Annotated in this window: 7 protein-coding genes and 4 pseudogenes; 4 read left to right on the top strand and 7 right to left on the bottom strand. The window is 69.2% G+C overall.

The genetic code is table 11. From position 1 onward, the window contains the following. A partial coding sequence (locus GNX96_RS47145; RefSeq protein WP_279583392.1) for an AfsR/SARP family transcriptional regulator occupies nucleotides 1-1280 on the bottom strand: 1280 nt, incomplete at its 3' end. Nucleotides 1281-1527: 247 nt separating this feature from the next. Between GNX96_RS47145 and GNX96_RS47140 the strand changes: the two are divergent. Next, nucleotides 1528-3446 (top strand): annotated as a pseudogene (locus GNX96_RS47140) (primosomal protein N'). Nucleotides 3447-3562: 116 nt separating this feature from the next. Here the strand turns inward: GNX96_RS47140 and GNX96_RS47135 are convergent. After that, nucleotides 3563-4516, bottom strand: coding sequence for an acyltransferase domain-containing protein (locus GNX96_RS47135; protein ID WP_163573863.1), 954 nt, complete (start codon nucleotides 4514-4516; stop codon nucleotides 3563-3565). A gap of 419 nt (nucleotides 4517-4935) precedes the next feature. On the opposite strand from GNX96_RS47135, the gene def reads away from it, so the two are divergent. The 3 genes and pseudogenes from def to GNX96_RS47120 all read left to right on the top strand — a co-directional run bounded on the left by def (nucleotide 4936) and on the right by GNX96_RS47120 (nucleotide 7795). Next, nucleotides 4936-5427, top strand: a complete 492-nt coding sequence (def, locus tag GNX96_RS47130; protein WP_279583391.1) for a peptide deformylase — start codon at nucleotides 4936-4938, stop codon at nucleotides 5425-5427. Beyond that, a pseudogene (gene fmt, locus GNX96_RS47125) lies at nucleotides 5424-6370 on the top strand (methionyl-tRNA formyltransferase). Before def ends, fmt begins: the two are co-directional and overlap by 4 nt. Next, entirely contained in the window at nucleotides 6371-7795 is a 1425-nt protein-coding gene (locus tag GNX96_RS47120) for an RsmB/NOP family class I SAM-dependent RNA methyltransferase (protein WP_163573864.1), read from the top strand. Here the strand turns inward: GNX96_RS47120 and GNX96_RS47115 are convergent, their stop codons facing one another. The 5 genes and pseudogenes from GNX96_RS47115 to GNX96_RS60730 form a co-directional block, all read right to left on the bottom strand. Beyond that, nucleotides 7796-8410 (bottom strand): YceI family protein, encoded by a 615-nt coding sequence (locus tag GNX96_RS47115; protein ID WP_279583390.1) that lies wholly within the window; start codon nucleotides 8408-8410, stop codon nucleotides 7796-7798. Between the two features lie 274 nt (nucleotides 8411-8684). Further along, nucleotides 8685-9374, bottom strand: a complete 690-nt coding sequence (locus GNX96_RS47110) for a zinc-binding dehydrogenase (RefSeq protein WP_163573861.1) — start codon at nucleotides 9372-9374, stop codon at nucleotides 8685-8687. A gap of 261 nt (nucleotides 9375-9635) precedes the next feature. After that, a pseudogene (locus GNX96_RS47105) lies at nucleotides 9636-10467 on the bottom strand (TIGR03560 family F420-dependent LLM class oxidoreductase). A 67-nt stretch (nucleotides 10468-10534) separates the two neighbouring features. Continuing rightward, nucleotides 10535-11395, bottom strand: coding sequence for an amidohydrolase (locus tag GNX96_RS60735; protein WP_279583389.1), 861 nt, complete (start codon nucleotides 11393-11395; stop codon nucleotides 10535-10537). Next, a pseudogene (locus GNX96_RS60730) lies at nucleotides 11344-11874 on the bottom strand (amidohydrolase family protein); the annotation flags it as partial. The gene GNX96_RS60735 and the pseudogene GNX96_RS60730, both read right to left, overlap by 52 nt. Nucleotides 11875-11930: the final 56 nt, after the last annotated feature.

Genomic DNA, 11930 nt, shown 5'->3' with positions numbered 1-11930 from the left:
ATCCGCTGGGCGCCTTCGCGGCGCGTCAGACCGCGAAACTGGGACGGCTGGTGATCAGCACCGCGAGGTCGCTTGCACGCCAGCAGCGGGGCCGTACGTGGTCGCTGTCCCGAGCGTTGTCCAGCAGGATCAGCAGCCGCCCGGCCGGCCAGCTCGCTGCGGAACGCGGCCGCCCGGGCGTCCAGGTCGGCCGGGATCCGGTCCGCCGGCACGTTCAGCGATCGCAGCGCGGTGTCGAGTGCGTCGGCCGCGGGTACGGGTGCGCCGGGGCCGAAGCCGCGCAGGTTCAGGTAGAGCTGGCCGTCCGGAAACCGGTCGCTGACCCGGTGCGCCCAGTGCACCGCGAGCGCGGTCTTGCCGATCCCGGCGGCGCCGTCGATCGCCGAGATCACCACCGCGCTCGGCGTCCGGCCGGCGACCGGCTGGATCAGCGCGTCCAGGGTGGCCAGGTGGTCGGCCCGGCCGGCGAAACCGGCGATGTCCGACGGCAGCTGCCGCGGCGGGCGTACCAGCGCGGTCGGCGAGGCCGGTGCGGTCTCCGGCACGGCCAGCGACGCTCGGTCTTCGAGGATGGCCTGGTGCAGGTCGGCGAGATCCCGGCCGGGATCCAGACCAAGCTGATCGCGTACGGCGGTGGCCACCGACCGGTACGCCTCCAGCGCGTCGGCCCGCCGGCCACCGCGATGCAGCGCCAGCATCAGTCGCTGCCAGAGGGCTTCCCGGAGCGGATAGGTGCTGGTCAGGCCGCGCAGCTCGGCCAGCACCTCGCGGTGCCGTCCGTTGGCCAGGTCGAGATCCAGTCGACGTTCCAGCGCTGACAGCAGGTCTTCGGTGAGTTCGGCGGCGGCCTCGCGTTGGAGCAGGTCGGACGGCACGTCACTGAGCGGGTCGCCGCGCCACAGGGCCAGCGCCTGGTGCAACAACTCCAGCTCAGCCGCCGGCTCGCCGGCGGCGCGGGAGGCTCGCAGCAGGTCGCGGAACCGCAGCGCGTCGACCGCCAACGGATCGACCCGGAGCAGGTAACCGGGTCCGACGGTGACGATCGTGTCGGTGCCGAGCTGGCGGCGGAGTCGGGCCACCACCGTCTGCAGGCTGTTGCGGCTCGGCGGCGGCTCGGGCCACGCGTACTCGGTGAGCGCCCGGTAGGAGACGACCCGGTTGGCGGACAGCGCGAGCGCGGCCAACACCGACCGCTGGCGGCCCTGCACCACCGCGGGTTCCGCGTTGACGAGCACTTCGAACGGGCCCAGGACATGAAACGCCAAAGACTCGCTGATCAAGGCCTGCCTCTCGATCCACCGGAACCGCAGTCTAGGCCGTGTTGAGTTCATCTTGTCTTGACGTGTGGTGGGCCGCACCAGTTTGGTCGCGGCGGTTCGGTCGTGGGCCTCTGGTAGACCTGGGTGCGTGAACGAGGGGGAGGGGCAGCTCGCGCTGCGCGGTCTGGCCGTGCGCCCAGCGCGCCGCAAGGCCACGGCCGGACCGGAGCCCGCTGAGCGGCTGCCGGTCGCCCGGGTGGCCGTGGACATGTCGCTGGCGCACCTGGACCGCCCGTTCGACTACCTCGTGCCAGCCACCGCGGACGAGCAGGTGGTGCCAGGCGGGGCGGGTCCGGGTGAGGTTCTCCGGACAGCTGGTGGATGGCTTCGTGCTGGCCCGGCTGGAGGCCAGTGAACATCCCGGCAAGCTCGCATTTCTGCAGCGTGCGGTGTCCGCTGAGGCGGTGCTGAGCACCGAGATCGGGACCGTGGCGCGGCAGGTCGCCGATCGGTATGCCGGCACGCTCGCCGATGTGCTTCGGTTGGCGGTGCCGCCCCGGCACGCGCGCGCTGAGAATGCCGCTCGTACGACGGACGAGCCGTTGCCCGAGGTCGCCGCGCCGGCTGCTGACGGCTGGCAGCGCTATGCGACCGGAGCGGCCTATTTGACCGCTCTTCAGGACGGCCGCTCGCCGCGGGCGGTCTGGGGTGCGCTGCCTGGCGAGGACTGGCCGGCTCGGCTCGCCGAGGCCACCGCCGCGTGCGTACGTTCCGGTCGTGGCGCTGTTCTGGTGGTCCCAGACCAGCGCGATCTGGATCGATTGGATGCCGCGTTGACCGCCGTACTGGGCGATGGGCAGCACGTCAGCCTGTCCGCCGCGCTCGGCCCGGAAGCTCGGTACAGGCGCTGGTTGCGAGCCAGCCGCGGGCAGGTCCGGGTGGTCGCCGGCACCCGTGCGGCGGCCTTCGCGCCGGTCGCCGACCTCGGTCTGGTGGCGATCTGGGACGACGGCGACGACCTGCATGCCGAGCCCCGCGCCCCCTATCCGCACGCCCGTCAGGTTCTGTTGACGCGCGCACAGCACGGCGGCGGCGCTGTCCTGATCGGCGCGTACGGACGGACCGCGGAAGCGCAGCTGCTCATCGAGTCCGGCTGGGCGCATGAGCTGGCTCGCTGACCGCGCGGTGGTGCGGTCCGCCAGCCCCAGGGTGGTACCGGTCGGCGACGAACGTGACCAGGAGCGGGACGCCGGCGCAATGGCCGCTCGGCTGCCCACTATCGCGTGGCAGGCCGCCCGCAAGGCGCTCGCCGACGGCGCACCCGTCCTTGTCCAGGTCCCGCGCCGGGGCTACCTGCCGTCGATGTCCTGCGAGCGCTGCCGGGCCTCGGCCCGCTGCTCGGCCTGCTCCGGCCCGCTGGCGCTGTCCAGCGGCCACGCGGTGCCCAGCTGCCGCTGGTGCGGCCGGTTGGCGGGCGATTGGACCTGCTCGGAGTGTGGGTCACGGCGGCTCCGGGCAGCCGTGGTGGGCGCCCGCCGGACCGCCGAGGAACTCGGCCGCGCCTTCGCAGGCACACCCGTACGCACCTCCGGCCGTGACGGTGTGCTCGCGACCGTGCCGGCCGAAGCGGCCCTGGTGATCGCCACGCCCGGCGCCGAACCGGTCGCCGACGGCGGCTACGGAGCCGCGTTGTTGCTGGACAGCTGGGCTCTGCTGACCCGGGCCGACCTGCGCGCGTCCGAGGAAACCCTGCGCCGATGGGCGAACGCCGTCGCGCTCGTACGCCCCGCCCAACGCGGTGGGATCGTCGTCGCGCACGCCGATGGTTCGGTGCCCGTCGTGCAGGCGTTGCTTCGGTGGGACCCGGGATGGCACGCGAGCAGCGAGCTCGCCGACCGTACGGCCCTGGGGTTCCCCCCGGCCGTGAGAATGGCCTCCCTGACTGGCCGCGCCGACGCCGTCGCCGACTTCCTGCAGGCGTTCCACCTCCCCGAGGGCGGCGAGGTGTTAGGGCCGGTGGCGGTGTCCGATGCTGAGGATGAGGACACCGAGCGCGCGCTGGTACGAGTGCGGCGGGGCGCGGGGTTGGCATTGGCGGCCGCCCTGCACCAGGCGGCTGGGGTGCGAAGTGCCCGCAAGGCCCCTGATCCAGTTCGGATTCAGGTCGACCCGTCGGAGTTGATCTAGGTCTATTGGCCGGGTAGGTCAGAAGTTGGGGCTGGATTTACGTCGAGTGCGGGACAATGTCCCACTCTCGACGTCGAGAGTGGGGTTTTGTACTGCACTCGACGTCGGACCGCTTCCTACAGGCGGCAGTAGGAAGTGGCGGCTAACCAGCGTTTGCCGGATCGAAGATGTGCGACAACGGCTCGCTGGAGGCCGGTGTCCTGGGGCAGCGAGTCGAGATTCGTACCCGCGTACCGGAACACGAACTCGAGAACGGCGGCATCGCCGGGGGACTGCTCTCCGCTCGAGGTGAATCGGTTTTGGAACGCCATGATGTTCGATTCGGCCGGCAGGTAGTCCGCCAACTGTGTGTCCATCAGCCATGAGCGGCACACGGCTAGCTCGTACTTCTCGGCCGGGAAGTGCTCGCGGTAGAACTTCGCGGCAGCGGCGAACGAAGCGTCACAGGCGGCTGGAAGTAGCGGGCCGGTTTCTGGGATGTGGACGCTCAGGACCGGGTCGCCGAGGGCGAGTACGTCGGGGACCGTCACCCGGGAGTGTTGGCGCTCGAACTGGAGGCGGCCGAAGGAGAAGATCTGGGCGCGGAAGTGCAGGGTCAACCACGCCTGGGTGTGCAGGCCGCTGACGCCGTCGAAAAGGCGGCGGTGGACGGCGATTTGGCGGCCGACGTCCTGGAGAATCTCCCGTGACTCGGCGTCGGTGATGCCGTGTTGGGCGTGCCAGTCGCGGATGGCCGGCAGTGCGGTCAGGAAGACCCAGACGTAGAAGAAGCGGCCGACTGGGCCGTACGACGTGGGCAGCTCGGGCCAGGGAAGCATGCCTGGTGATTGGTCGATGTCAGCGACGAGTTGCGTGTGGCAGCGGTCCAGAAGCCAGCGCAGCTCGGGCTGGGCCGGCCGGGCGGCGAGGATGTCGGCGCGGTCGGCTTCGAGTACGCCGAGGTCACGTAGTTGCTGGTCAGCGGTATGGTCGTCGGGAAGTACGACCTCGGTGGCAGCGAGGTTCTGGATGCTGTCCAGCCACTCGTTCGCCGGCGGCGCGAAGCCAAGTGAGGCGCGGGGGTCGGGCACGGGTCTCCTCGGAAGCGGGTCGGATGACGTCCATCCTGCCAGCCGGATATTTGTCGCTGACGACAAACCATTTCCGTCAGCGGAGTTCTGTTTGTTTTGTTCTTCCGAAGCGCCCCACGTGGTGGTTATTTCCGCTATCCTCATGCTCATCGCAAGACGGGTCCCCCAAGTCGTCGAGCGCCGATAAAGAAATCAGTGTGTTGAGCAGGGCACAGAGCGAGCGGACGTGCAGAGGCCCGTCCGCTCGCGTGCTGTTCGCAGTGCTGACCGCGGTGAACAAGCCCGCAGCTCGCTGCCTAAAATGTCACCTGGTTAGCTGTCCCGATTCGTGCCGGGTCGGCCGGAGGTGAGGAGACCCGTGTGACCGTCCAGTCGATCCGCTTGTTTGGCGATCCGGTGTTGCGTACGCCGGCGGACCGGTGCGTACGTTCGACAAGGAGCTGCGCCAGCTGGTCGCGGACCTGATCGACACCATGCACGAGAAGGAAGGCGCTGGCCTCGCCGCGCCCCAGCTCGGCGTCGGTCTTCGGGTGTTCACCTTCGACATCGACGACGTGGTCGGCCACATCGCCAACCCAGTGCTGGAGTTCACCGACGAGGAGGAGCAGGAGGGCCCGGAGGGCTGCCTGTCCATCCCCGGGCTCTACTTCGACACCAAGCGCCGGCAGAACGTGATCGCCAAGGGCTTCAACGAGTACGGCGACCCGCTGCAGATCGTCGGCACCGGGCTGATGGCCCGCTGCCTGCAGCACGAGACCGATCACCTGGACGGCGTGCTGTTCCTGGACCGGCTGGAGGGCGAGACCAAACGGGCCGCCATGAAGGCGGTACGCGAGGCGGAGTGGTTCAACCCGGACGCCCCGCCGGTCATCAAACTGAGCCCGTCCGAGCTGCATGGGACGATCCGCTGAAACTCGTCTTCGCCGGGTACGCCGGAACCCGCACTGCCCGCCCTGCGCGCGATCCAGGCCTCGGCTCATGACCTGGTGGCGGTTGTCACGCGGCCGGACGCGCCAGCCGGCCGTGGCCGGCAGGCCCACCGGTCGCCGGTGGCCACCTTCGCTGACGAGCTCGGCATCGAGGTGCTGAGCCCGCGCCGGCCGTCCGAGCCGGAGTTCCAGGAGCACCTGCGGGCGCTCGCGCCGGACTGCATCCCGGTGGTCGCGTACGGCGCGCTTATCCCGCGCAGCGCTCTCGACATCCCCAAGCACGGCTGGCTGAACCTGCACTTCTCACTGTTGCCGGCCTGGCGCGGCGCGGCACCCGTGCAGCATTCGCTGTTGCACGGCGACGACATCACCGGCGCGAGCGTCTTCACGATCGAGGAGTCGTTGGACACCGGCCCGGTGTACGGCACGGTGACCGAGCAGGTCACCGCCGGCGACACCTCCCGGTGACCTGCTCGCCCGCCTGTCTTTGTCCGGCGCGAAACTGCTGGTCGCGGTGCTCGATGCGATCGAGGCCGGCACAGCGGTGGCGGTCCCGCAGCCGGCCGATGGCGTGTCGCTCGCGCCGAAGATCAGCGTCGACGACGCGCGGGTGCGCTGGGAGGAACCGGCTCGGGCCGTCGACCGCCGGATCCGCGCTTGTACGCCGGCACCGGGTGCCTGGACGACGCTGGGCGGCCACCGGGTGAAACTCGGGCCGGTCAAGCCCGTCTACCAACCGGCGGTGATCGGGCTCAAGCAACCCGCACCGGGGGAACTCGTGGTCTCGAAGAAGCATGTTCTCGTGGGGACGGGTACGACTGCGCTGGAGCTGGGTGAGGTGCAGGCCGAGGGCAAGCGGGCGATGCCGGCCGCCGACTGGGCCCGCGGCTTGCGCCTGAACGGCGGCGAGGTGCTTGGCCGATGACTGGTCAGGGCCCGCGCCGGCCGGCGCGGAAGGCCACCCGGCCGTACAAGCCGCCGCACCGACGCGCCCCGCCGGGCCGCCTTCGACACTCTCGTCGCGGTGACGGCCCGCGGTGCGTACGCGAACCTGGTGCTGCCGGGCATGCTGGCCGACCGGCGGATCGTCGGCCGGGACGCGGCTTTCGCCACCGAGCTGGCCTACGGGACCCTGCGCAGCACCGGGCAGCTGGACAAGGTGCTGGAACTCTGCAGTTCGCGGCCGCTCAAGCAGGTCGATCCGCGGGTGTTGGAGCTGCTGCGGCTGGGTGCGTACCAACTGCTTCACATGCGGGTGCCGGCGCATGCCGCGGTCGCCGCCACCGTCGAGGTGGCCCGGGTCGCGGTCACCGACGGGCCAGCGAAGTTCGTGAACGCGGTGCTGCGCCGAGTCGCCGAGCGTGAGTTCGACGCGTGGATGGTCGAGGTGGCGCCGGATCCCGAGAAGGACCCGGTCGCGCATCTGGCCATCGAGCACTCGCATCCGGAGTGGATCGTCCGGGCGTTCGCCGACGCGTTGGAGAGAAGCCAGCCGGGGGCATCGGCGCGCTGGCCGAGACCGCCGCCGCGCTGGCCGCCGACGGCGCGCCGGCCGCCACCCCACCTGGTGGCCCGGCCGGGCCGGATCGACCGGGACGAGCTGCTGGCCGCGTCCGGCGGGACCGCTGGCCGGTTTAGCCCGTACGCGATCTACCTTGACGGCGGCGACCCGGCGGCGATCGAGGCTGTCCGCGACAACCGCGCCGCCGTCCAGGACGAGGGCAGTCAGCTGTGCGCGCTGGCGTTGGCGAACGTCGAGCTGGCCGGTGCGGACGAGCGGTGGCTGGACCTGTGCGCTGGGCCGGGCGGCAAGACTGGCGTGCTGGGCGCGCTGGCGGCGCAGCGAGGGGCGTCGGTGGTGGCCGTCGAGCAGGCCGAGCACCGCGCGAACCTGGTGGCTCGTACGACCGAAGGCCTGCCGGTCACGGTCGTGGTCGCCGACGGCCGGTCGGTGGGCGAGGATCCGCGGCTGCCCGAGGGTGGCTTCGATCGAGTGCTCGTCGACGCGCCTTGTACGGGCCTTGGCGCGTTGCGCCGCCGCCCCGAGGCGCGGTGGCGGCGGCAACTGGCGGACGTGAAGCCGTTGGTGAAGCTGCAGCGGGAACTGGCCGTCGCCGCACTGACGGCGGTTCGGCCGGGCGGTGTTGTGGGGTACGTGGTGTGTTCGCCGCACTTGGCGGAAACCCGGGTCCAGGTCGCCGATGTGGTGCGTCGTACGGGCGCGGAGCTGGTCGACGCCAGGCCGTTGCTCCCGGACGTACCGGACCTCGGCGCCGGCCCGACGGTGCAGCTGTGGCCGCACCGCCAGGGCACCGACGCGATGTTTCTGGCTCTGTTGCGCCGGAAGTAGTTACTTCGTGAGGGTCAACAGGAACTCGATCTGACCGCTGGGGTCGACCTTCACGAAACTGGCGATGTTCGGCGCCTGCACGCCGTAGTCAGCAAAGGTCACCGTAATGGCACCCTGCACCTTGATGCTGTCGCCGGAGCGGGTTGCCTTGATCGGCACCGAAATCTGCTTGGTGACGCCGTGCACGGTCAGATTGCCGGTCGCGGTGGCGTCCATCGTCTTGCCGGCCGCCGGGATGGAACCGAGCGCGATCGGTTTGGTCACCGCGAAAGTCGCGGTCGGGAATTTCGCTGTGTCCACAATGGACAAGAAACGCGCGTCGCGCTGGGTGCGGTCGCTCTTGATCGCGGTCATGTCTACGGTGAAGCTGCCGGTGGTGACGTTCGTACCGCTGATCGCCAGCGTGCCGGTGACACCGGTGCCACGGCCGACCGCGGTGACACTTTGGCCGGCGAGCGTCTCGTGGACGCGATAGCCCGCCTGTGAGCCGCTGGAGACCTTCCAGCTCCCGTCGGCCGAGACGGCGCTCGTCGATGTGGAGTCCGACGTGCCGCTATTCAGGCTGAGGGCGGCCGGCTGGTCGCCCTCGACGAAGTGAATGTATGCGTACGGCACGCCCACCACCAGCGATCGATCGCCGCGGCGACCGCGCCGACAAGCCACGCTTTCCAGTGCTTCCTGATGTTCATACGGGTCGATCCCTCCGACTGGCCGGGTAGTTGAACCTTCAACGAAGGATGTCAGCTGGTCCGGATATGTGCCAGTTCCGCGATCTGTCTCACAACCGACCCGGTGTCCGGGTTTGTTGTCAAGGTAGCTGAGAAAACGATCGATATAAGGGAAATAGCGGAAGCTTTCAGGCAGCTCTTACATTCGGCTGACGAACTTCTCAGGGGATCAGGGCCACTTTGAGGCGATTTTTGGCCGGCCGGAGAGCGGTCAGAAACGCGTCCTGGAGGCGATCCAGCCCGAACGTGTTGGTCACGTAGGCCGCACCCAGCTCCGGCCGGGCCGCCAGGAAGATCTCGGCGGCCGCGAGGTGCCGCGGCCAGTCGGAGGTCACGCCGGCGCGGAGCGTGAGGTTCTTCCGGAAGAATCGCCGCATCGGCATCACGTAGCGCTCTTCTGGCAAGCCGAAAGCGAAGATCTCGCCGTGCGGGCGTACGGCCTCGACGCAGTCTTCGAGAATGTCGTGCGAATGCCCGATCGCGTCGATGACCACGTCCGGTCTGTCCACATCGGACAGTTCGGCGGCCCATTGCCGGGCGTGCCCGGTGACCGGCTCGTCGATACCGAAAAGCGGGGCGACATCGGTCCGGTCGACTCGGTCGACGCCGGTCACGTACGCGCCGCGATCGTGCAGCACGGCGGCGAAAAGCACGCCGATGGGGCCGAGCCCCAATACCGCGACGCGTTTTGCCCGTACGTCCCCGATGCGCTCGGCCGCGCACAGCACGGTCGCGAGCGGCTGGACGCTGGTCGCGTGAATATCGTCCAACCGCGGGGAAAGGACGTGCAGGCGGTCCACGGACGACGGCACGATTTCCAGCAAAGCGGCTGGCCATGCCGTACCGACCACCCTGTCACCAATCGCGATGGTCGGCGACGCGGAGAAAAAACCACGTCGCCGACGAACTCATGCAGCGGCGCCCCGACCGTGCCGGTCTGCGGAAACTCCGCGCTGCGCACCCCGGTGAAGGGCGGCAGGTCACTGCCGCAGATCGCGCCGGCCCGGAACCGCGCGAGCACCGCGCCGGTCCCGAGGGTGGCCGGATCGGGCGCGGGCACCTCGATCCGCTCGAACTCGTACGGCCCCGGCTGCCGCCACGCCCACACGGTGTTATGCCAACACTTTGGCGAGTGGCTCCAAAACCTCCGGACCGGCGTCCAGCGGCAGGTTCATCACAATCAGATCAACGCCGGCATTTCCGTACGCGGCAGCCGTTTCAGCGGCCCGCTCCAGCGGCTCGGCGGGGTCGATGCGGACGTTCACCGAGCAGGTGATCTCGGCCGGGTCGCGACCCACCTCGGCGCACACGGGTGACCAGAACTTCCTTGAGCTCACGCCATTGTTCCGGGCTTTCGGTGATCGCGTTCCACTGCTGCGCCCACTTCGCGACCGCTCGCAGCGTTCGGTTCGGGCCTTTGCCGCCGATCACGATGGGCGGGTGCGGGCGCTGTACCGGCTTTGGTTCGCAAAAGGCTTCGGTGAGTTTCACGTACTGACCTTGGAAAGTCGTCTGCTCTTGGGTGAGCAGGCCAATGATGGCCTGGACACCCTCGTCGAAGCGGTCGAAACGCTCCTTCAACGGCGGCAGCTCGATGCCGTACGCATCACATTCCTGCTGGTTCCAGCCGGCACCGACGCCGAGTTCCAGGCGGCCGGCGGAAATAATGTCGACACTGGCGGCGATATTGGCCAGCAGCGCCGGATGCCGGTAAATCATGCCGCTCACCTGGCAGCCAATCCGGATCCGCCGGGTCGCCTGGGCGAGCGCCGCGAGCATGCTCCACGCTTCCAGGTTAGAGCCGGCCGGATCGCCCGACAGGGGATAGAAATGGTCCCAGTTCCACGCCGATTCGAAGATCTCGAAGTCGTCGGCGGCGATCCAGACATCCCGGATCCGCTCCCAGGTGGTGTGCTCAGGCCGGGTCTTGATCGCGAAACGCACCGTGTCCTCCTCGTGAGTTTGGTCTCCCGCCTGAACCTACGCCCTCGCCGGTGGTCTGGCAGCGAGGTTAGCCTCGCGCGTAGACGATGGTGCCGGCGGTGATGGTGAACTCGACCGAGGCGTCCGCTACTTTCCCGTCTGGGCATTGGAAAAGGTCCTGGTCGAGCACGGTCAGGTCGGCGCGCTGGCCGACCGCGATGCGGCCGGCCTCGTCGTCGTAGTTCACGTAGGCCGAGCCGCTGGTGAAGGCTGTCAGCGCCTCGGACAGTGACAATGACTGGTGTGGCAGGAAAGGATCGTTCTCTCGGTCCTCCGGGCTGCGGCGGCGGACCGCGACCTCGATCTGCGCGAGCGGGTCCGGAGTGGACACCGGCCAGTCGCTGCCGGCGGCGATCCGGGCTCCGGCCGAGCGTAGGTCGGCGAAGGGATACATCCGGTCCGTACGCTCGTCGCCGAGGAACGGGCGGGTCAATTTTTCCAGCTGTCCATCGCGTTGTGCCCAGTACGCCTGCATGTTCGCGGTGACACCAAGGTGACTGAACCGCGGCAGGTCGGCTGGGTCGATCAGCTGGATGTGCGCGATGTGGTGGCGGTTGTCGGAAACGCCGTTCGCGGCCTGGGCGGCCGCCACCGCGTCCAGACTGTCTCGGCAGGCCCGGTCGCCAATCGCATGCATGTGTACGCCGAAACCGACTCGATCCAGCTCGGTGACCGCGGCCGCCAGCTCGTCGGAGTCCAAATAGGACAGCCCAACGTTGTCGCCGCCACAACCGTCGTGGTAGGGCTCAAGCAGCGAGCCGGTGTAGTTTTTTCCAGCACTCCGTCGGTCATGATTTTGACCGTACGCACCGAAATATTGCCTCCCGATCCCCAGGACGCCTGCTCCGTGAAGGACCGGATCTGCTCCAGGCCCTGATGCCGTTCCCACCAGAGCGCGGCCGCGACCCGAGCGGTCAGCCGGCCGTCGTCGGCCAGCGAGCGGTAGGCCGCGAGGGTGTCCGGGGTGACCCAGGCGTCCTGCCAGCCGGTGATGCCCAGGCTGTGCAGATATTCCTGCGCGTGCAGGATCGCGGCTTCCCAGTCCTGCCTGGTCAGTACGGGCAGGAAACGGTCCCGGTATGTGTAGGCGGCGCCTTCCTGGAGCATCCCGCTGGGCTCGCCGTCAGCGGTCCGCTCGATCCGGCCGTCGGCGGGATCGGGAGTGTGCGCGGTGATCCCACCGATCCGCAGCGCCGCCGAATTCACCCAGGCGCCGTGCACGTCTCGGTTGAACAGGAACACCGGCCGGTCCGGCACGATCCGGTCGAGGTCCTCTTTGGACGGTGAGCCGCCGGGGAAATACTCCATCGCCCAGCCGCCCCCGGCGATCCATTCCTCGTCCGGATTTTCCCGCGCGTACGTCGAAATGGCGGCCAGGTAGGCCTCCTTGCGGCCAGGTCGTTCAAATGTACGCGGAGCAGGTC

It is taken from the genome of Fodinicola feengrottensis, from assembly GCF_010993775.1.
GTDB lineage: Bacteria > Actinomycetota > Actinomycetes > Mycobacteriales > HKI-0501 > Fodinicola > Fodinicola feengrottensis.
This window is presented reverse-complemented; position numbering and strand designations above follow the sequence as displayed.